Raw genomic sequence first — 20,053 nt, 5'->3', positions numbered from 1 at the left:
GCGGCTGAGGCGATGCAGGTGCAGGTGAAGTTCGGGCGGTATCCGTTTACTCGATGACGCGAGGAGGTCGGTGGAGATGGTCCTCGCGCTGTGGGTGGGCGGGCTCGTCGTCGCACTGGTCCTGGTGGGGCTCTTCGTCTTCGGTCTGCGCCGGCGGCTGATTCAGCGCTCCGGCGGGACCTTCGACTGCAGCCTGCGATGGAACGTGTCGGCTGAGCCCGATCTCTCGGGCAAGGGCTGGGTGTACGGAGTCGCCCGCTATCACGGCGACAAGGTCGACTGGTTCAGGGTCTTCAGCTACTCCCCACGCCCGCGCCGGGTGCTGGAGCGCTCCTCGATCGAGGTCGTCACCCGTCGGCTGCCCGAGGGCGAGGAGGAGCTCGCGCTGCTCTCCGACGCCGTCGTACTCGGCTGTCTCCACCGGGAGACCCGCCTGGAGCTGGCGATGAGCGAGGACGCCCTCACCGGATTCCTCGCCTGGCTGGAGGCGGCACCGCCCGGCCAGAGGGTGAACGTGGCCTGAGACCGGCCCGCGTACACCTGAGACCGGCCCGCGTACAACAGACACGAAAAACCGGGGAGACAGGGGGCGGACCTGTCTCCCCGGTGCTTTTCGGGGGTTACGTGATGAGCCGTGCGGTGGGGACTACTTGAGACCGCTGTTCATCGCACTCACGAGCTCACCGTTGCTGGTGTCCCCGCTGAACTCCCAGAAGAACGCGCCTCCCAGGCCCTGGTTCTTCGCCCAGGTCATCTTGGACGCGATGGTGGCCGGGGTGTCGTAGCTCCACCAGTTGGTGCCGCAGTGCGCGTACGCCGTGCCGGCGATCGTGCCGGTGGACGGGCAGCTGTTCTTGAGGACCTTGTAGTCCTCGATGCCGGCCTCGTACGTGCCGGGGGCCGCGCCGGTGGCGGTGCCGCCGGGTGCGTCCTGGGTGACACCGGTCCAGCCGCGGCCGTAGAAGCCGATGCCGAGCAGCAGCTTCGAGGCGGGGACGCCCTGGGTCTTCAGCTTGGCGATGGCCTCGGTGGCGGTGAAGCCGGCCTTCGGGATGCCGCTGTACGAGGTGAGCGGGGAGTGCGGGGCCGTCGGCCCCTTCGCGTCCCAGGCGCCGAAGAAGTCGTACGTCATCACGTTGTACCAGTTCAGCGACTGCGCGGCGCCCGCGTAGTCGGCGAGGTCGATCTTGCCGCCCTGGGAGCCGTCGGCCGTGATGGCCGCGGTCACCAGGTTGCTGCTGCCGAACTTGGTGCGCAGTGCGGACGTCAGCGCCTTCAGCGAGGCCGGGCCGCTGGTGTCACAGGTCAGACCGCAGGCGTTGGGGTACTCCCAGTCGATGTCGATGCCGTCGAAGACATCGGCCCAACGGGGGTCCTCGACCAGGTCGTAGCAGGACTGGGCGAACGCGGCCGGGTTCTGCGCGGCCTGGCCGAAGCCGCCGGACCAGGTCCAGCCGCCGAAGGACCACAGGACCTTGATGTGCGGGTACTTCGCCTTCAGCTTGCGCAGCTGGTTGAAGCTGCCGCGCAGCGGCTGGTCCCAGGTGTCGGCGACGCCGTCGACGGACTGGTCGGCGGTGTACGCCTTGTCGTAGTCGGCGTAGGAGTCACCGATGGTGCACTTGCCGCCCTGGACGTTGCCGAAGGCGTAGTTGATGTGCGTGATCTTCGCGGCGGAACCGGAGGTGTCCAGGTTCTTGACGTGGTAGTTCCGGCCGTAGACGCCCCACTCGGCGAAGTAGCCGAGGTTGACCTTGGAGCCGGTGCCGGGGTCGGTGCCACCGCCGCCGGTGGTGTGCACCTTGACGGCGCCGCTGGCCGGGCCGGTCTGGTCGGCGGTGTCCCGGGCCTGCACGGTGTACGAGTAGTCGGTACCCGCGGCGAGGCCGGTGTTGGTGTACGTGGTGCCGGTGACCGTGGCGACGACCGCGCCGTCCCGCAGGACGTCGTAGTTCTTGACGCCCTTGTCGTCGGTGGCCGCGCTCCAGCTCAGCTTCGCCGAGGTGTCGGTGACGGCGCTCGCGGTGGGGGTGCCCGGTGCCGAGGGGGCGTTGTCGCCGGGGACGCTGCCGCCGTCGCAGGAGGCGCCGTTCAGCTTGCAGCCGGTGGGGGAGCCGGCGCCGGTGCCGTTGAAGCCGAAGGAGACGCTGGCGCCCGGTGCGACCGAGCCGTTCCAGCCGAGGTTCTTGGCGGTCCAGTGGGTGCCGGAGCTGGTGACGGTGGCGTCCCAGGCGGAACCGACGGCGGTGCCGGAGGGGAAGTCCCACTCGATGGTCCAGGAGCTGAGGGCGGTGGTGCCGGTGTTCTTCACCGTCCACTGGCCCTCGAAGCCGCTGCCCCAGTCGGACTTCTTGAGGTACGTGGCGGTCGCCGAGGTCGCTGCTTCGGCCGGGGAGGCCATGCCGACCATCGCGGCGAGCGGAAGGAGCAGTGCGGTGAGGCCCGCGACGGCTCGGGATCTGGTGGCTTTTCCGGCCCCGAATCTGAATCGGGTCCGGCGGGGGGTCTCAGTGCTCAACGGTGCTCCTCGGGTGAGGTCCGGACAAACGGGGGTGGTCCGTGGACTGCAAACCCTGCGCCGCCCTGAGTCCGCCTTGTCATGGCGGGCTCACCGCAGTGTGCTCGGTGAGATTAGGAAGGTCTGGACCAATCGTCAAGAGGTCCAGACCAAAGATCGTGGTTGGGTGCGGATAAACCTCAGACACCCAACTCCTGTGCCAGCACCGCTGCCTGGACTCGGCTCCGCAGCTCCAGCTTCCCCAGCAACCGGCTGACGTGCGTCTTCACCGTCGCCTCGGCCATCGACAGCCGCACCGCGATCTCCGCGTTCGACAGCCCCTCCCCGAGACAGCCGAGCACCTCGCGTTCGCGCCGGGTGAGCGCGTCCAGGACCGTCCTGTCGGGACCTTCCGACCGCCGTGCAGAGGTGGTCCCGGCGAACTCCGCGATCAGCCGGCGCGTCACCGACGGGGCGATCAGCCCCTCGCCGCGCGCCACGGTACGGACCGCGTCCAGCAGCCCGCGCGCCTCGGTGTCCTTCAGCAGAAAGCCCGACGCCCCGGCCCGCAGTGCGCCGAACACGTACTCGTCCAGGTCGAACGTCGTCAGCACCAGCACGTCCGCCAGCCGCTCCTCGACCACCTGCCTCGTCGCGGAGACCCCGTCGAGCCGGGGCATCTGGATGTCCATCAGCACCAGATCCGGACGCAGTTCGCGGGCCAGCCGGACGGCCTCCTCACCGTCACCGGCCTCCCCGACGACCTCGATGTCCGGTGCGCTGCCCAGGATGAGCACCAGCCCCGCCCGTACGGCCGACTGGTCCTCGGCGACCAGAACCCGGATCGTCATGGCTTCACGCTTCCTTCCGCCACGGGCAGTTCTGCCCGAACCTGCCAGATCTTCGCCCCGTCCCCGGTGGACACGGTGCCCGCCTCGAACTCCCCGCCGAGCAGCGCCACTCGCTCCCGCATCCCGATCAGACCGGCCCCCGAGCCCGGTGCGCGCGGCCCCGGCCGGTTCCCGAGGGGGCTGACCACCTCCACCGTCAGCAGCTCTCCCGTCTGCCCCAGCCGAACGGTGACCGGTCCCGGTGCGGCGTGCTTGAGCGCATTCGTGAGGGACTCCTGGACGATGCGGTACGCGGCCAGCTCGACCGGGGCCGGCAGCCGGCCGGAGTCGGTGCGGGCATCGTCCAGGGTGCAGGTCAGCCCGCTGGAGGCGGCGTTCGTACGGTGCTGCTCGATGAGGGCGTCCAGCGAGCCGAGGGTCGGAGAGCTGCTCGGCTCCAGGTCCGCTGCCCCGGTGCGCAACAGCCCGATCAGACGGCGCATTTCGGCCAGACCGTCGACGCTGTTCTCGCGGATGACCCCGAGGGCGTCGCGGGAGGTCGCCGGGTCGTCGATGGAGAGCGCGGCGGTGGAGTGGATGGCGATGGCGGAGAGGTGGTTGGCGACCATGTCGTGCAGTTCGCGTGCCATCCGGGCGCGTTCGGCGGTCACCGCCTGCGCGCGGTCCATCTCGGCCAGCAGGGCGGTCTGATCGGCGCGCAGCCGGGCGGTCTCGGCGGCGTCGCGGTGGTTGCGGACGCTGACCCCGGTGAGCGCGGGCACGAACGAGACCAGACCGGTGACGATCCCGACAAGCAGCGCCTCGGCGTCCCGGAACCAGGCCAGGAACCCGATCGTGACCGCGACCGTGATCAGGAAGGTGGTCACCGGGATCCGGCGGGCGGCCGCCGGGGTCCCGTACAGCACGGCCGCGTACATGAGGTCGGTGAACATCAGCACGGTCGCCAGGTTCCCGGGCGTGAACTGGTCCGCGACCAGCGCGAGCGTGCCGATGACCAGAGCCGTCTGCGGTGCGCTTCTGCGCAGCAGTTCCACCCCGGACATCACGGCGAGCGGGAGGAGCGCGAGCCAGGGCGCGTCGAAGAGGCGGCCGTTCTGCATGTGCAGACCGAGCAGCGACAGGACCGTTCCGCCGAGCAGTCCGACGACGGCGATGAGGACGTCGCTGCGGTGGGGGCGGGCCAGGTGGCGGTAGCGGGCCGGAGTGAACACCCACCCATCCAACACGTCCGGCCCGCGGCGGCACGTCCGTACAGGGAGCGATCCGTCGGTACATCGAAGGATGCAGTGGTCTTTCGTCACCGGGGGCGATGATGCGGGGCGCGGCGGCGACGAGGCTGGAAGGGAGCGAAAGGAATCGGACTGTGATCGTCACACTGATCGTTCTCTGCGAGATCGCCTTCTGGGTACTGCTGGCCGCCGGGCTCGCGCTGCGCTACGTGGCGAGGATGCCGCGACTGGGCGCCGCCGTGCTGCTGTGCGAGCCGCTGCTGGAACTCGTCCTGCTGGTGGTGACGGCTGTCGACCTGAAGAACGGCGCCGATCCGGACTGGAAGCACGGGCTCGCCGCGGTGTACATCGGCTTCACGGTCGGACTGGGGCACTCCACGGTCCGGTGGGTCGACGCCCGGGTCGCGCACCGTTTCGCGGGCGGTCCGCCGCCGGTGAAGCCGCCCAAGTACGGGATGGCGCGGGCCGTGCACGAGTGGCGGGTGGCCGGGCGGTGGACGGTGGCCGCTGTCACGGCGCTGGCGCTGCTCCAGGCGGCGGTCTGGTACGTCGGGGGAGACGGGGACACCGCGTCGCTGCAGTCGTGGCAGCGGACGATGCTCTTCGTGATCGGCATCAACCTGCTGATCGCGGTGAGCTACACGCTGTTCCCGAAGCGGGATCCGCGGGGCGACGCGAAGCACGTGCCGGGCCCGCCCGTGGGGTGAGGTCCCCGCGGGCGGTGGTGTCCTCGGTCAGCGCTCACCGCCCGGCACCCACAGCACGTCGCCGACCTCCTGGTTCGCCACCCGGGCGAGGATGAAGAGCAGGTCCGAGAGCCGGTTGAGATACGTCGCCGTCAACGCGTTCATCACCTCGCCGTGCACCTCCAGCGCCGCCCACGTGGAACGCTCCGCGCGCCGGACCACCGTGCACGCCTGGTGCAGCAGAGCGGCGCCCGGGGTGCCGCCGGGCAGGATGAAGCTGCGGAGCTTCTCCGTCTGCTCCAGGAAGTGGTCGCAGTCCGCCTCCAGCTTGTCGACGTAGGACTGCTCGACGCGCAGCGGCGGGTACTTCGGCTCCTCGACGACCGGCGTCGACAGGTCCGCGCCCACGTCGAACAGGTCGTTCTGCACGCGGACGAGGACCTTCACGACGTCCTCGCCGAGCTGCCCGAGTGCGATCGCCGTGCCGATGACCGCGTTGGCCTCGTTGGCGTCGGCGTACGCGGAGATCCGCAGATCGGTCTTGGCGGTCCGGCTCATGTCGCCGAGGGCGGTGGTGCCCGTGTCGCCGGTGCGGGTGTAGATACGTGTCAGGTTGACCATGCGGTCAGCCTAGTGCCGCGTCAGTCAGGGTTGCCCGGTAAGGAACGGCGTCCGGTGCGTGCTCTCGGCGTGCCGGCCGGAAGTCCTCGTACTGGACGTACTCGGGCTTTCGGCCGGTGCGGCGAGAGTGCGTGCCGGGCGTCGCGACGGGGCGGACCCTGGCTGACGCCGCACTGGTTACGCACCCGCCCTCCTGAAGACGCGTGTGCCCACTGTCACGGCGATCGCTGCGAAGCCGAGGGCGGCCAGGACGCCGTACAGCATGTGTGCGGTGGCGTACGAGCCCACGTACGCGTCCCGCACCGCGTCCACGAGGTAGCGGAACGGTGTGAAGTGCGAGAGCACGTCCAGCCACCGGGGCCCCAGAGTCATCGGCAGCATCAGGCCGGAGAGCAGCATGGCCGGCATGGTGACCGAGTTGATGACCGGCCCGAACGCCTGAGGCGTGTCGACCTTCATGGCCAGGGCGTACGAGAGCGAGGCCAGCGAGACCGTCAGCAGGCCGACGAACGCGAAGCCGATCAGTACGCCGGGCAGGGGTGCGCGCAGCCCCATGAGCACGGCGACGGCCACCAGCAGCACCGCCTGGAACATGAAGAGCAGCGCGTCGCGCAGGACCCGGCCCAGCAGCAGCGCCATCCGGCTGACCGGGGTGACGCGCATCCGCTCCACGACCCCGGTCGACTTGTCGATGATGAGGGCGAACCCGGTGAACGAGGCACCGAACAGGCCGAGCTGGAGCAGCAGTCCGGGGACCAGGACCTGCCAGGAGTCACCGTCGGGTCCGAGCGGCAGACCGGTGAGCAACGGTCCGAAGAGGAGCAGGTACAGCAGTGGCATGAGGATGCCGAAGAAGATCTGGAACCGGGAGCGCAGGGTCTGCCGGGCGTACCGCCCGAAGACGAGCGCGGTGTCGTGGAGAAGCATCGGATTCCTCTGAGCGGTCGGGCTGTGCTGAGGGGCTATACGGCGACGGGAGCGGCGTCCGCGGGTGCGGGGGAGCGCCCGGTGACCGCCAGGAAGGCGTCCTGGAGCGAGGCGGCGGGTGAGCCGGCGTAGCGGGTCTTCAGTGCGGCAGGTGTTCCCTCGGCCACGACCAGGCCGCCGTCGACGACGACGAGCCGGTCCGCGAGCGCGTCGGCCTCGTCGAGGTAGTGGGTGGTGAGCACGACGGTCGTGCCGTACGTGTCGCGCAACTGCCGCACCAGGTCCCACAGATCGGCGCGGCTGCCCGGGTCGAGCCCCGTGGTCGGCTCGTCGAGGAAGAGGACGGCTGGGCGGTGGGTGAGTCCCATCGCGATGTCGAGCCGTCGCCGCTGGCCTCCGGAGAGCGTGACCGTCCTGCGGTCGAGCAGTCCGGTCAGGCCCAGCTCGGCGGCGAGTTCCGAGGCCCGGGCAACGGCCTCGGCCTTGCCGAGCCGGTACAGCCGGCCCTGGGTGACCAGCTCCTCACCGACGCTGATGTGCGGGTCGACGCCGCCCGACTGCGCCACGTACCCGCAGTTCTTCCGGACGCCCGCCGGGTCGGCGAGGAGGTCGCAGCCGGCGACGGTGGCCGCGCCGCCGGTGGGGGCGAGCAGTGTGGTGAGCATGCGCAGGGTGGTGGTCTTGCCCGCTCCGTTGGGGCCGAGGAGTCCGACGATCTCGCCGGTCGCGACCGACATGTCGATGCAACGGACGGCCTCCACGGGGCCGGTCTTCGAGGCGAAGGTCCGGGCGAGCCCGGCCGTGCTGATGATTGGCATAGCGACCACAAAAACAGAGTCACTGAAAAAATGCAATGACACCAAATATTCATGAACCCCAGAGCGTCCTACGATGGGGCCATGGCTGAGGGACTCAGGGAGCGCAAGAAGCGCCAGACCAGGCAGTACCTCTCGGACGTGGCCACCGGTCTCTTCCTGGAGCGGGGATTCGACGCGGTCACGATCGCCGAGATCGCCCGCGCCGCCGACGTCTCGGCGAACACGGTCTACAACTACTTCCCGACCAAGGAAGACCTTTTCCTCGACCGCAGCCGCGGCATCGTCGACCGGCTCTCGCGGTACGTCCGGGGCCGGGACAAGGGGGAGTCCGCGGCCGACGCGGTCCTTCGCGAACTGCGCGTCCAGGTCGAGGGCGTGTCACCCACTGTCGGTCTGATGGAGGGGTACGAGCGGTTCATGCGGGTCATCGAGGACGCCGACAGCCTCAAGGCCCGCCTCTGGCACATCCAGCAGGAGGCCCTCCAGCATCTGGAGGAGACCCTTCAGGAGGAGTGCGGGAACGGGCCCGGGGACCGGACCGCGAGCCTGGTGGCCGGTCAGCTCGCCTGGGTGCACGCGACGCTCATGGCGTACATCGGCGCGGAGATGGTGGCGGGCCGCAAGGCCGCCGAGGTGTCCCGCGATGCCCTCGTCCTGCTCGACGACGTCGAGGACCTGCTGGGCGAAAGGGTGCTCAACTACGCCCGGCGCGCCGCCGAATGACGCATCCCGGTGTGATGTCCGTCATTTGAGACGTGACGCGCATCTCTTCGCTGCCCCAGCGCCCCTCACGGGTACTAACCTCCGCCGGAGAGCATGTGGAAGAACCGTTGAGAAAGCATAGGGGTGCCAACGTGGCCAGGAAGCTCGCCGTCATCGGCGCCGGACTCATGGGGTCCGGTATCGCGCAGGTCTCCGCCCAGGCGGGCTGGGACGTCGTGCTGCGTGATGTCACGGACGCCGCCCTGACTCGTGGCCGCGACGGCATCAAGGCCTCCTACGACAGGTTCGTCTCCAAGGGCAAGCTCGCGGAGTCCGACGCCGAGGCCGCGCTCGCCCGCATCACGACGACCACCGACCTCGACGCTGTCGCCGACGCGGACGTCGTCGTCGAGGCCGTCTTCGAGAAGCTGGAGGTGAAGCACGAGATCTTCCGGACCCTCGACAAGATCGTCCGGGACGACGCCGTGCTCGCCTCCAACACCTCCGCCATCCCGATCACGAAGATCGCGGCCGTGACGGAGCGCCCGGAGCGCGTCGTCGGTGTGCACTTCTTCTCGCCGGTTCCCATGATGCAGCTGTGCGAACTCGTACGCGGCTACAAGACCAGCGACGAAACCCTCGCCACCGCGCGGGAGTTCGCCGAGTCGGTCGGCAAGACCTGCATCGTGGTCAACCGCGACGTGGCCGGCTTCGTCACCACCCGGCTGATCTCGGCGCTCGTCGTCGAGGCCGCCAAGCTGTACGAGTCGGGCGTCGCCTCGGCCGAGGACATCGACATCGCCTGCAAGCTCGGCTTCGGTCACGCCATGGGGCCCCTCGCCACCGCGGACCTGACCGGCGTCGACATCCTGCTGCACGCCACCGGGAACATCTACACCGAGTCTCAGGACGAGAAGTTCGCCGCCCCGGAGCTGATGCGCCGGATGGTCGATGCAGGTGACATCGGCCGCAAGAGCGGGCAGGGCTTCTACACCTACTGATCGTTTTCGGCCCCCGGCTTGCCTGATCTGCCGTCGGTCAGACCCGGGATTCCGGGGGCCTCCCGCCGGAACCTGTGGATTCGCACCGGTTCCGCAGGGTTCCACCGCGTGCCTCAGTCACTCCACGGAGTGAATTCGGTATCGGTTCGCTTACAGACGGCAACTTCCCTGTCGTTGCCGCAGTCAGTTGGGGCAGAGACAGTTTCAGACAGACCGACCACGCCACGGAGCATTCAGGGGAGCGCATATGCACATCAGGGGCGACCACGCCGAGCTGGTCGTCGGGGGCCGCCTCGATGTCCGAAGCGCGGCGGACGCCCGTACGGTCCTGCACTCGGCCCTCGACGACGGAGTCGGCGATCTGGTGCTCGACCTGACCGAGCTGGATTCGTGGGACGCCACCGGGCTGGGCGTCATCATGGGCGCGCACCGCAGAGCCGGACGCGCCGGACGGCGGCTGGTGCTCCGCGGCGTACCGCCGCAGATGCAACGGCTGCTGGTGGCCACCCGACTGCACCGCATTCTGGCCATCGAGGGCGGAATCGCCGCGGAATCGCTGCCGCGCGTCTGAGGGTGCCCAGCGGTGAACGCCCGTCCCGGGGGCGTCGGCCCCGCGACGCCGGGCCCATGCGCCGGTCCTGCGCGCCCGGTCCTGTGTGCGGTCGGGCGAAGCCACACAATCCTCACGAGACCGTGATCTGTTGGGCGGCGCGGCACCCCGGATGTTCGTAGATACTGTGCGAAGGTTTAGGGTTCGGCCGTCTGCCGATTGACGGGCCCACCTGGCGGACACCGGACCGGAAGCAACAGCTGGACGTGCGAGGCCGGGTGGGGCAACCGTGCTCGACGCGTCTTGGGGGCTTTGGCGATGGACCCGATACACCGGGGGCCGGAAGAGTTCGGCCACGACGGCGACGGCTTCGCCGAGGAAGCCGGCCGACGCCGTCCTTCCCGCGATCCGCTGACGCCGGATTTCGGTCAGCAAACACCGCAACAGGCTCGCATCGTCCCGCTCATAGCCGGCGACCTCCTGCTGACTGTCAACCCCGTCGACGGGAGCGAGGTCGAACCGTGCCCGCCCGGGGAGCAGCCCGCCGAACCCGTCCGGCGCACCCCCGCGGAGCGCGCCGACCGGGACCGGGCCGCAGCGCCCCCCGTCCCGCCCGGCCCGCCCGTCCTTGGGCTTCCCCTCCTTCAGCGCGAGGACGAACGCGAACGGCTGACGCGCCTGCTGGCCCGCGGCCGCTCCGTACGGCTCACCGGACCGGCCGGTTCCGGCCGAACTGCCCTCCTGAACGCCGTCGCCGCCGACTGTGCGGAACTCGCACCCGATGGAGTCGTCCGGCTCAACGGTCACAAGCGCACCGTCACCGACCTCCTCCACGGACTCTTCGAGGCCGTCCACGACGCGCCGCTGCACCGCCCGGACCGGGAACTGCTGCTGGCGAAGCTGCGGTCGACCGGCGCCGTCGTCGTGCTCGACGACCTGGAGTTCGGCGGCGCCGCACTGGACGAGCTGCTCGACGCGACGCCCGAATGCGCCTTCCTGCTGGCCGCCACACCCGATGTGGCCGCGCCCGGCCCCGACTCCCACCTCGAAGAGGTCTTCCTCGCCGGCCTTGACCGCGCCGCATCCGTCGACCTGATGGAGCGGGTGGTCGAGCGGAAGCTCACCGAGGAGGAGGCCAACTGGGCGGGCGACCTCTGGTTCGAGTCCGAGGGCCTCCCGCTGCGGTTCGTCCAGGCGGGCGCCCTGCTGCGCCAGATCGACCTGCTGAGCACCGACCCGACCGCGTACGACGAGTACGGCTACCTGCAGAACCGCCCCGCCGGGCAGCCGCCGGTGGCCGAGGGCATCGACGGGCCGGCGGGCGAGGAAGTGGTGCTGCCCAGCCTCGGCGAGGGCGCCGCCCCCGCCGCGCTGCTGGGCTCACGGCTGAGTGAAGCCGCGCGCGACACCCTGCGCTTCGCGTTCGCGCTCGGCGGTGAGGTGCCGCACCAGGCGCATCTGCCGGCTCTCGTGGGGGACACCCACGCCGATGCGGCGCTCGGTGAGCTGGCCGGCTGCGGGCTGCTGTCCCCGGCCGGCTCCCGCTACCGGCTGGCCGCCGGTGTCCTCGCCCAGCTGGAGGCCGCCGGATACGGAGAGGGCGCCACCGACCGGGCCCGGACGGTGGCCCAGCACTACGCCTGGTGGGCCGGTCATCCCTCCGTCACCCCCGCACGGGTGGTGGCGGAGGCCGATGCGATCGTCGCGGCCATGGCGCAACTGGTGCCGGGGGAGGGGGCCGGCCAGACGAGCGTCGCCGTGCTGCTGGCGCGCAGCGCCTCGCCCGCCTTCGCCGCAGGGCTGCACTGGAGCGCCTGGGAGAGGTCCCTGCGGATCGGCCAGGAGGCCGGCCGGATCGCCGGCGAGGTCGCCGAAGAGGCCTATTTCCACCATGAGTTGGGCGTGCTCGCCCTCTGTACCGGCAATCTCGACCGGGCCAGGGCCGAGCTGGAGACATCCATCAGCATGCGCGGGGCGCTCGCCGACAAGTCCGGCGCGGTGGCCGGGAGGCGGGCGCTCGCCCTGGTCGATGACCGGTCCGGCGGACCGGTCGTGGGCGGTGTCATGGCGATGGGCGAGACACCGCCGAACCCGCTTCTGGCGTCACCGCCCCGAGGCCTGCCTGCCGTCATGCCCGTCGCGATGCCGCGGACGTACCCGGACGAGACCGTCGTCGTGTCCCGGCACAGCGCTCCGCCGGTGGCTGACGAGAAGGAGGGCGGCCGCTTCGCGATTCTGGGCGGGGCCCGGCGCAATCTGGTCGCCGCCGGGGCGGGCGTCCTGCTGGCCGGAGTGCTCGGCACGGTGGTGACCCTCGGGCTCACCTCGAACACCGACCCGCCGGGTGACTCCGGAGCCTCGACCGAGCAGTCGGTGACCGAGGGCGGTGACGCGGAGGAGGAGCTCCCGGCCGAGGGGCCCACCGACGGCACGACTCCGTCCGCCAGGACGTCGGGTTCCGCGTCTGCGTCGTCGTCGACGACGCCGGGCCCCTCGGGGAGCGAGTCCGTGCCGGCGGGCGGGAGCGGGACTTCGTCCCCGGGGGCCAGTGCTTCGGAGACGGCCCCGTCGTCGGGCGGCTCCTCGCCGGACAGGCCTACGCCGACGCGTACGACGCCGGGGACGACGAAGCCGACGCCGACGAAGTCGGATTCACCACCGCCCAGCCCGTCGTCGACGCCGCCGGAGCCGAGTGATTCGCCTACGCCCACGGAGTCGGAGACGACGGAGCCGTCCGAGCCCGATACGTCGGACTCGGCGAGTGGGCCCACGGGTGCGGTAGTGAGTCCGTCGGTGGCCTGAGCCGGGACGCCCAGGTGGGCGCCTTGGCCTCGATCGCCGGACGGGCTTGATGTGTGCGCGCCCGTCCGGCGGGATGTCCGGTCTCCGCGGAGAGGGTTCCGGCCTCGATCGCCGGACGGGCTTGAGGGTGCCGGACGGGCCTCAGGGGGCTCGGTGGGCCCCGGGGAGCCGACCGGTCAGAAAAGCCTGAGCTTGTCGTCCTCGATGCCACGCATCGCGTTGTAGTCGAGGACCACGCAGCCGATGCCGCGGTCCGTCGCCAGGACACGGGCCTGGGGCTTGATCTCCTGGGCGGCGAAGATGCCCTTCACCGGTGCCAGATGGGGATCGCGGTTGAGCAGCTCCAGGTAGCGGGTCAGCTGCTCCACGCCGTCGATGTCGCCGCGCCGCTTGAGTTCGACCGCCACGGTCTGGCCGTCGGCGTCCCGGCACAGGATGTCGACGGGGCCGATGGCGGTGAAGTACTCGCGGCGGATGAGGGTGTAGCCCTCACCGAGCGTCTCGATCCGGTCGGCGAGCAGTTCCTGGAGGTGCGCTTCCACGCCGTCCTTGATCAGGCCGGGGTCGACGCCCAGCTCGTGGGACGAGTCGTGGAGGATTTCCTCCATCGTGATGATCAGTTTTTCGCCCGCCTTGTTCACCACGGTCCAGATGCCCGCGGTGTCGTCGGAGCCCTCCTTCAGGGTGCAGGGCGGCGACATCCAGTTGAGCGGTTTGTACGCCCTGTCGTCGGCGTGAATCGACACGCTCCCGTCCGCCTTCACCAGGATCAGACGGGGAGCGGAGGGCAGGTGGGCCGTGAGCCGGCCCGCGTAGTCCACGGAGCAGCGGGCGATGACGAGACGCATGGTCGGCAACGCTACTCGACGACAGGTGCTCGACGCGATTCACCCACCCGTCACTCCATCCCCGTCCCGGAGTGACGCTTTCTGGCTTGCCCCTCTTTGAACCCCTTCGTTATTGGCCGGTTGTGTTCCCAATCTCCTGGTGCGGCCCGGACTGCGCCCTTACCGTGGATGCAGGAGGTCGCCGTGCGTGCACGCTGCGTCGCCGTCCTGCTTCCCTGCCCGTAAGGCCCCGGCCCTCCGTCGGGGTCGCGAGAGGAGAACCCATGTCGCTCGACGTCTCACCGGCGCTGTTGGAACAGGCCGAGCGAGGCGAGGTCGACGAAGCCGACTTCGTCGACTGCGTCCGGACCTCCCTGCCCTTCGCATGGGAGATGATCAGCTCGTTGGTGGCTCAGCTGAAGGTCGACGGCGGGGAGTTCGCCGACAACCAGACGCCGCCGCCCAACGAGCAGGCACGTGGTCAGCTGCTGCGTGCGCTCGCGAGTGATGCGATACGCGGCGCGCTGCAGCGGCACTTCGGGGTGCGTCTGGCATTCCAGAACTGCCACCGCGTCGCGGTGTTCCCGCTGGACGCCTCGGTCGACGACCGACTGGCCAAGTTCACTTCGGTGAGGGGCCAGTTGCTCAACCAGTCGCCCGAACTACGGGACTGCTGACGTCTTTTGCTGCCGCCCCGGGCCGCGGGAGGTGCAACTGGTCCGGGGCGGCAGCTCCCGTATGTACACCCTGAAAGTACGTACACCCTGAAACCGGCGTGTGCGGGTCATTCGAGCAGCGGCAGCACTTCGGTGCCCAGCCGCGCTACGTTCTCCTCCGTGGCCACGAGATCTCCGGAACCTTCCACGAGGAGCGCGAAGCGGGTGATGCCCGTGCGCTCCGCCGTGGCCGCGAGGCGGTCGGCCGCGAGCCGGGGCGGGCCCACCGGATGAAGCCCGCACAGCAGCTCCGTGTAGTCGACCGGGTCGCGCATCACCCGGTGCCGGCCGTCGACCGTCACATGGGCGCCCAGCCCCTGCCGCAGCCAGCCGGGCATCGCCTTCACCAGCGTCTCCCGGGCGTCGTCGGCACGGTCCGCGATCTGGGCCACGCCCGCGGACACGTGCCCCGCCTCCCGTACGCTCTCCGGCGAACGGCCGGCGGCGAGGGCGCAGGAACGCCAGAGGGCGACCATCTCGGCCTTCTCCTCGTCGCCGCAGTGCATCCCGAGCAGCATCGGCAAGCCGTTCTCGGCGGCGAGTTTCACGCTCTTCGGCGAGGTGCACGCGACGATCACCTCAGGGCCGCCGGGGCTCTCGCCGCTCTCCTTGTCGATCAGCTCGTCGGCCCGGGGGACCACCGCCACCTCGCGGAAGCCGTAGCGCTCCCCGCGGCCCGCCACCCGCGCCTCGCGCAGCCAGTCGAGCAGCAGCCCCAGAGACTCCGGGAAGCCGTTCTCGTACGCCTCCAGGCCGCCGCCGAACACCTCCAGGTCGATCCAGGGACCGCCCCTGCCGACGCCGAGGGTGAACCGGCCGCCGCTGGTGAGGTGGAGCAGCGCGGCCTGCTCACCGAGGGCCACCGGATGCTGGGTCGGCAGCACGCTCACCGCCGTACCGACGCGGATTCTGCGCGTGCGGCCGAGCAGCAGCGCGGCCAGCGTCACGGCCGACGGGCAGACCCCGTACGGCACGAAATGATGTTCGGCCAGCCAGACCGAGTCGAGGCCGGACTCCTCCGCGACCTCGGCGGACCGGATCGCGCGATGCAGCGCCTCACCCGGACCCTGTCCCGGAAACTGGGCTGCCAGTACGAACGTTCCCACACGCATCGCCAGATACCTCCTTGCGGCCGACGCGGCTCTCCCCTACTGGCAACAACGTCTGACACGTGCCAAAGGCACGGTCCGACGGGAAGTTGTTGCGATTTTCCGCTAACCCGTCCCGCCCCGGGCGGTGCGGAACGTCTGCCCCCGCCGAATGGCTCTACGCTGGTCGGGAACTGCCCAGCCTGCCCCGTGAGGTGTCACGTGTCCCCGCGCCGTAACCGCCCCCGAGGCGGCGAGAGTCCCACCGGCAACGCCAGCACGGCGGGGGACCGGTACGGCGGCGGAGGGCGCTCGGAGGAGTGGCAGGGCGAGGAGTGGTCGGTCCGCCCGGTGAGCGGCGCGAGCGCGGCGGGCAAGCGCTACCGGTGCCCCGGCTGCGACCAGGAGATCCCCTCGGGCATCCCGCACCTGGTGGCCTGGTCCGAGTACGGCGGGATCGACGACCGCAGGCACTGGCACAAGGCGTGCTGGAACGCGAGGGACCGCCGCACCACGCAGGTGCAGCGGTCCAGGAACGCGCCTCGGCACTGAACGGCCGCCGGAGCGGCCGCCGGCGTCAGACGTCGCGGTGGTTCATCGCCAGGTAGGCGCCGCCCAGGGCCACGGCGGTCACGCCGAGCATGATCCACAGCGGGTCCCAGCCGGACGGTCCGCCGGACGACGTGACCGAGTTGTCGTAGAAGATGCTGAGCTGGTTGGGGATCGAGTACTCCAGGAGCCACTCCTGGAGCGACCGCAGAGACTCGGTGAACATGAAGATGGCCAGTACGAGCGGCAGCAGGACGACGCCGATCATGATGGTGATCGCCCCGGCCGAGTGCCGGATCAGCGCGCCGATGCCCAGCGAGAGCAGCCCCAGCGACGCCATGTAGAGACCCACCCCGACCGTGCCGCGCAGCCACTCGTCACCGGTGGGTGCCTCGGCGTCCAGGATCGATGTCTGGAGCAGGGCGACGATCGTGGTCATCACGGTCGTCAGGACGAACGTGAGCAGGAAGAAGACGATGGCCTTCGCGCTGAGCACCCGGGCCCGGCTCGGGCAGGCCGTCAGCGTCGTACGGATCATGCCGGTGCCGTACTCCGACGCGATCGTCATCACGCCGAGCGTGATCACACAGATCGACCCCAGGAGCACCCCGAAGAATCCCAGGCTGAGCACGGGGGTGGAGCCCATGTCGGAGTCGGAGGCGTTGACCACGACCGCCGAGAGCACCCCGATGCCGAGCAGCAGCACGATCATGACGCCGAGCGTCCACATCGTGGAGCGCACGGAACGGATCTTGGTCCACTCGGAGGCGATCGCGTCGCCGAGGGTGGCGGGACGCACCGGGATCGGCGAGGTGTAGTAGCCGGCCTGCACGCCCTGCCCGTGCTGCTGGGGAGCGGGGGGCTGCTGGTACGCCTGCTGCTGGTACGGCGCCTGCTGGTGCGGCGCCTGCGGCGTCGGCGGCGTGGACGGCGTTGTCATCGGGAGTCCTCGCTGGTCTCGCTCTTGGTCAGGTCTGCGGGAGGTCCGGCGGGCGCTGCCGGGGCGGGAACGGGAGCCGCTGCGGGTGCCGCGGGAGCGGCAGGTGCGGCAGGTGCCGCAGGAGCGGCCGGGGCTGCTGCCGGGACCGCGGGGGCCGGGGTGCCCGCGTACGGGTTCTGACCGGGCGGCGGCGGGGCGTACCAGCCCTGCTGGGGCACCTCGGGAACGCTCTGCTGAGGCGGCGCGTATCCCTGCTGCGGCCCGTATCCGCCGGGCGGCGGCGGTGCCTGCAGATGGGCCACGTGGTCGGCCGTCGAGCGGTAGTCCACGGCACCCTGCGTCATCCGCATGTACGCCTCCTCCAGCGAGGCCTGGTGCGGCGAGAGCTCCCACAGCCGGACGTCGGCCTCATGGGCCAGATCGCTGATCCGCGGCAGCCGCAGCCCGGTGATCCGCAGTGCTCCGTCCGGCTCCGACATCACCTGGCCGCCCGCCTCGGTGAGGGTGGCGGTGAGCTTCTCCCGCTGCTCGGGCCCGTCGTCCGGGACCCGGACCCGGGCAAAATCGGCCGAGTTGGCCGAGATGAAGTCCGTGACGCTCATGTCGGCCATCAGCTGACCGCGGCCGATCACGATCAGGTGGTCGGCGGTGAGGGCCATCTCGCTCATCAGATGGCTGGACACGAAGACCGTCCGGCCCTCGGACGCCAGCATCTTCATCAGGTTCCGGACCCAGAGGATGCCCTCCGGGTCGAGACCGTTCACCGGCTCGTCGAAGAGCAGCACCTGCGGGTCGCCCAGCAGCGCGGCCGCGATGCCCAGGCGCTGCCCCATGCCCAGCGAGAACCCCTTGGACCGCTTCCGCGCGACCTGCTGGAGGCCGACGACGCCCAGCACCTCGTCGACCCGGGCGGCCGGGATACCGGCGAGCTGGGCGAGCGAGAGCAGGTGGTTGCGGGCGCTGCGCCCGCCGTGCACGGCCTTGGCGTCGAGCAGCGCGCCCACCTGGCGCGGCGCGTTCGGCAGATTGCGGAAGTCATGGCCGCCGATGGTCACCCGGCCCGCCGTCGGCCGGTCCAGGCCGAGAATCATCCGCATCGTGGTCGACTTGCCCGACCCGTTGGGACCGAGGAACCCGGTGACGGCACCGGACCGCACCTGGAAGGAAAGGTTGTACACGGCCGTCTTCGCGCCATAGCGCTTGGTCAGGCCGACTGCCTCGATCATGCTCCAGCCCCATCGACTTATCTGTCGTCGGGGCACAGGCCGTCGGCCGCACGCCCCCCGTATGAGTGAGGAGGATATCCAGGCCTTGACGGTTCCGGCCAAGTCGTTACCCGGGCGAGTCCTGCCGGTGCCGTGAACCGGTGCCGTGAACCGGGCGGTCCACGGCACCCGGTCAGGCGTCGCGCTTCTTGAGTACGAGGAAACCGCCGATCACCGCGGCAGCCACCCACGCGACCATGATCAGCAGCCCGGCCCAGGGCCCGTACGGAGCCGGATCGCTGTTCATCGCGTCGGGCACCACCTGCATGATCTTGGAACCGGCCTGGTCGGGGAAGTACTGGGCGACGCTCTTGGCCCCCGGAACGGCCGACAGGATCTGTGAGACGAGGAAGAAGAACGGCATCAGGATGCCGAGCGACAGCATGGAGCTCCGCAGCATCGCCGCCACTCCCATGGAGAAGATCGCGATCAGCCCCATGTAGATGCCGGCGCCGAAGACCGCCCGCAGCACGTTGTCCTCGCCGATGCCGATGCCGTGGTCACCGAGCAGGGCCTGGCCGAGGAAGAACGACACGAAGCTGGTGACCATCCCGACGACCAGGGCCAGCACGCCGGCGACCAGCATCTTGCTGAAGAGGAAGGTGGCGCGTTGCGGCACCGCCGCCAGGGAGGTGCGGATCATGCCGGAGCTGTACTCCGTACCGACCACCAGGACACCGAAGACGACCATCGCCAGCTGGCCGAGAATCATCCCGGAGAAGCTGATGAAGGTGGGGTCGAAGGTGGCGCGCTCCGCATCGGAGAGGTCGTTGAACTGGGAGTTCATGACCGCGCAGAGCGCTGCGCTCATCGCGACCGTGACGGCGAACGCGCAGATCAGCGTCCAGGTCGTCGAGGAGACCGTACGGATCTTGGTCCATTCGGAGGTCAGGACCGCGGGCACCGATGCCATCGCCGTCACACCCCCGTTCCGGTGCCGGAACCGCCGGAACCGCCGGAACCGCCGGGAGCCTCCGGGGTGCCGCCGGGTGGCCGGCTCCACTGATCGCCCCAGTGCGGCCCCACCGGCGGCGGCGCCTCACCACCGCGCTCCGAGTGTGCGTGGTACTCCACCGAGTCCGCAGTCATCTGCATGAACGCCTCCTCCAGCGAAGCCCGCTGGGAGCTCAGCTCGTGCAGCACGATCGTGTGCCGGGCGGCGAGCTCGCCCAGGGCCTCGGTGGTGGCGCCGTCGATCTCCAGCGTGCCGTTGCCCGACTCGACCGCGACGATTCCCTCCGCGTGCAGGACGTCCCGCAGCCGCTCCTGCTGCGGGGAGCGCAGCCGCACATAACTGCGGGAGTTCTGATGGATGAAGTCGGCCATCGAGGTGTCGGCGAGCAGCCGGCCCTGCCCGATCACGATCAAATGGTCTGCGGTCAGGGCCATTTCACTCATCAGATGAGAGGAGACGAAGATCGTCCGGCCTTCCGCCGCGAGTGCCTTCATCAGATTGCGGATCCAGTGAATTCCCTCGGGGTCCAGACCATTGACGGGTTCGTCGAACATCAGAATCTCGGGATCGCCGAGCAGCGCCGACGCGATTCCCAGGCGCTGCCCCATACCGAGGGAGAACCCCTTGGACTTCTTCTTCGCCACCGCGGTCAGGCCGACGGTGTCGAGGACCTCCGCCACCCGGCTCTCCGGGATCCGGTTGCTCTGGGCGAGACAGAGGAGGTTGTTGTAGGCGCTGCGGCCACCGTGCATCGACTTGGCGTCCAGCAGCGCGCCGATGTACTTCAGGGGCTCCGACAGCTCGCGGTAGTGCTTCCCGTCGATGCGCACCGATCCACTGGTGGGGTTGTCGAGATCGAGCATCATCCGCATCGTGGTGGACTTGCCCGCCCCGTTGGGTCCCAGGAAACCCGTCACCATCCCCGGTTTGATCCGGCACGACAACTGGTCGACGGCAACCTTGTTGCCGAAGCGCTTGGTGAGGCCATCAAGCTCGATCATGCGCTCACGCTAGAACGGCCGCGCGCCC

General features: G+C 70.0%; 20 protein-coding genes. 8 read left to right on the top strand and 12 right to left on the bottom strand.

Features of this window, described 5'->3' with window-relative positions; translation table 11 throughout:
- The first annotated feature begins 76 nt into the window (after positions 1 to 76).
- On the top strand, positions 77 to 523 hold the full coding sequence (locus ACIOEW_RS24365) for a DUF2550 domain-containing protein (RefSeq protein WP_362545459.1): 447 nt from the start codon (positions 77 to 79) through the stop codon (positions 521 to 523).
- 123 nt (positions 524 to 646) lie between these two features.
- Here ACIOEW_RS24365 and ACIOEW_RS24360 read toward each other — a convergent pair whose 3' ends face one another.
- The 3 genes from ACIOEW_RS24360 to ACIOEW_RS24350 all read right to left on the bottom strand — a co-directional run bounded on the left by ACIOEW_RS24360 (position 647) and on the right by ACIOEW_RS24350 (position 4,559).
- On the bottom strand, positions 647 to 2,518 hold the full coding sequence (locus ACIOEW_RS24360) for a glycoside hydrolase family 18 chitinase (RefSeq protein ID WP_362545002.1): 1,872 nt from the start codon (positions 2,516 to 2,518) through the stop codon (positions 647 to 649).
- 179 nt (positions 2,519 to 2,697) lie between these two features.
- A complete protein-coding gene (locus tag ACIOEW_RS24355) occupies positions 2,698 to 3,348 on the bottom strand; it encodes a response regulator transcription factor (protein ID WP_362544999.1) in 651 nt (216 codons plus the stop codon).
- Positions 3,345 to 4,559, bottom strand: coding sequence for a histidine kinase (locus ACIOEW_RS24350; protein ID WP_362544996.1), 1,215 nt, complete (start codon positions 4,557 to 4,559; stop codon positions 3,345 to 3,347). The genes ACIOEW_RS24355 and ACIOEW_RS24350 overlap by 4 nt, the downstream gene beginning before the upstream one ends.
- A 152-nt stretch (positions 4,560 to 4,711) precedes the next feature.
- Between ACIOEW_RS24350 and ACIOEW_RS24345 the strand changes: the two genes are divergently transcribed.
- A complete protein-coding gene (locus ACIOEW_RS24345) occupies positions 4,712 to 5,284 on the top strand; it encodes a hypothetical protein (RefSeq protein WP_401965890.1) in 573 nt (190 codons plus the stop codon).
- A 27-nt stretch (positions 5,285 to 5,311) separates the two neighbouring features.
- Here the strand turns inward: ACIOEW_RS24345 and ACIOEW_RS24340 are convergent, their stop codons facing one another.
- The 3 genes from ACIOEW_RS24340 to ACIOEW_RS24330 all read right to left on the bottom strand — a co-directional run bounded on the left by ACIOEW_RS24340 (position 5,312) and on the right by ACIOEW_RS24330 (position 7,629).
- Positions 5,312 to 5,884, bottom strand: a complete 573-nt coding sequence (locus ACIOEW_RS24340; protein ID WP_362544990.1) for a cob(I)yrinic acid a,c-diamide adenosyltransferase — start codon at positions 5,882 to 5,884, stop codon at positions 5,312 to 5,314.
- A 177-nt stretch (positions 5,885 to 6,061) separates the two neighbouring features.
- A complete protein-coding gene (locus ACIOEW_RS24335) occupies positions 6,062 to 6,811 on the bottom strand; it encodes an ABC transporter permease (protein ID WP_362544987.1) in 750 nt (249 codons plus the stop codon).
- Positions 6,812 to 6,846: 35 nt separating this feature from the next.
- Positions 6,847 to 7,629, bottom strand: a complete 783-nt coding sequence (locus ACIOEW_RS24330) for an ATP-binding cassette domain-containing protein (RefSeq protein ID WP_362544984.1) — start codon at positions 7,627 to 7,629, stop codon at positions 6,847 to 6,849.
- 81 nt (positions 7,630 to 7,710) lie between these two features.
- Here ACIOEW_RS24330 and ACIOEW_RS24325 point away from each other — a divergent pair, with 81 nt between their 5' ends.
- The 4 genes from ACIOEW_RS24325 to ACIOEW_RS24310 all read left to right on the top strand — a co-directional run bounded on the left by ACIOEW_RS24325 (position 7,711) and on the right by ACIOEW_RS24310 (position 12,684).
- The gene (locus ACIOEW_RS24325; protein ID WP_362544981.1) at positions 7,711 to 8,352 is read left to right on the top strand and encodes a TetR/AcrR family transcriptional regulator; all 642 of its coding nucleotides are present in this window, start codon (positions 7,711 to 7,713) and stop codon (positions 8,350 to 8,352) included.
- 131 nt (positions 8,353 to 8,483) lie between these two features.
- Complete coding sequence (locus ACIOEW_RS24320; RefSeq protein WP_362545456.1) at positions 8,484 to 9,332, top strand: 3-hydroxyacyl-CoA dehydrogenase family protein; 849 nt, start codon at positions 8,484 to 8,486, stop codon at positions 9,330 to 9,332.
- A gap of 247 nt (positions 9,333 to 9,579) precedes the next feature.
- Positions 9,580 to 9,903, top strand: a complete 324-nt coding sequence (locus ACIOEW_RS24315; RefSeq protein WP_018102617.1) for an STAS domain-containing protein — start codon at positions 9,580 to 9,582, stop codon at positions 9,901 to 9,903.
- Between the two features lie 297 nt (positions 9,904 to 10,200).
- On the top strand, positions 10,201 to 12,684 hold the full coding sequence (locus tag ACIOEW_RS24310) for an ATP-binding protein (protein WP_401965886.1): 2,484 nt from the start codon (positions 10,201 to 10,203) through the stop codon (positions 12,682 to 12,684).
- 176 nt (positions 12,685 to 12,860) lie between these two features.
- Here the strand turns inward: ACIOEW_RS24310 and nucS are convergent, their stop codons facing one another.
- Positions 12,861 to 13,532, bottom strand: a complete 672-nt coding sequence (gene nucS, locus ACIOEW_RS24305; RefSeq protein ID WP_362544976.1) for an endonuclease NucS — start codon at positions 13,530 to 13,532, stop codon at positions 12,861 to 12,863.
- A gap of 263 nt (positions 13,533 to 13,795) precedes the next feature.
- Here nucS and ACIOEW_RS24300 point away from each other — a divergent pair, with 263 nt between their 5' ends.
- Entirely contained in the window at positions 13,796 to 14,188 is a 393-nt protein-coding gene (locus ACIOEW_RS24300; RefSeq protein ID WP_018550059.1) for an SCO5389 family protein, read from the top strand.
- A 107-nt stretch (positions 14,189 to 14,295) separates the two neighbouring features.
- Here ACIOEW_RS24300 and ACIOEW_RS24295 read toward each other — a convergent pair whose 3' ends face one another.
- Entirely contained in the window at positions 14,296 to 15,339 is a 1,044-nt protein-coding gene (locus ACIOEW_RS24295; protein ID WP_362544973.1) for an LLM class flavin-dependent oxidoreductase, read from the bottom strand.
- A 198-nt stretch (positions 15,340 to 15,537) separates the two neighbouring features.
- Here ACIOEW_RS24295 and ACIOEW_RS24290 point away from each other — a divergent pair, with 198 nt between their 5' ends.
- Entirely contained in the window at positions 15,538 to 15,867 is a 330-nt protein-coding gene (locus ACIOEW_RS24290; RefSeq protein ID WP_362544970.1) for an ATP/GTP-binding protein, read from the top strand.
- 25 nt (positions 15,868 to 15,892) lie between these two features.
- Here the strand turns inward: ACIOEW_RS24290 and ACIOEW_RS24285 are convergent, their stop codons facing one another.
- The 4 genes from ACIOEW_RS24285 to ACIOEW_RS24270 form a co-directional block, all read right to left on the bottom strand.
- Complete coding sequence (locus ACIOEW_RS24285; protein ID WP_401965882.1) at positions 15,893 to 16,804, bottom strand: ABC transporter permease; 912 nt, start codon at positions 16,802 to 16,804, stop codon at positions 15,893 to 15,895.
- Positions 16,801 to 18,030 (bottom strand): ABC transporter ATP-binding protein, encoded by a 1,230-nt coding sequence (locus ACIOEW_RS24280; protein WP_401965880.1) that lies wholly within the window; start codon positions 18,028 to 18,030, stop codon positions 16,801 to 16,803. The genes ACIOEW_RS24285 and ACIOEW_RS24280 overlap by 4 nt, the downstream gene beginning before the upstream one ends.
- 172 nt (positions 18,031 to 18,202) lie before the next feature.
- Complete coding sequence (locus tag ACIOEW_RS24275) at positions 18,203 to 18,982, bottom strand: ABC transporter permease subunit (protein ID WP_362544962.1); 780 nt, start codon at positions 18,980 to 18,982, stop codon at positions 18,203 to 18,205.
- Positions 18,983 to 18,987: 5 nt separating this feature from the next.
- Entirely contained in the window at positions 18,988 to 20,025 is a 1,038-nt protein-coding gene (locus tag ACIOEW_RS24270) for an ATP-binding cassette domain-containing protein (protein WP_401965878.1), read from the bottom strand.
- Positions 20,026 to 20,053: the final 28 nt, after the last annotated feature.

Source organism: Streptomyces sp. NPDC087901, from assembly GCF_044742205.1.
GTDB lineage: Bacteria > Actinomycetota > Actinomycetes > Streptomycetales > Streptomycetaceae > Streptomyces.
This window is presented reverse-complemented; position numbering and strand designations above follow the sequence as displayed.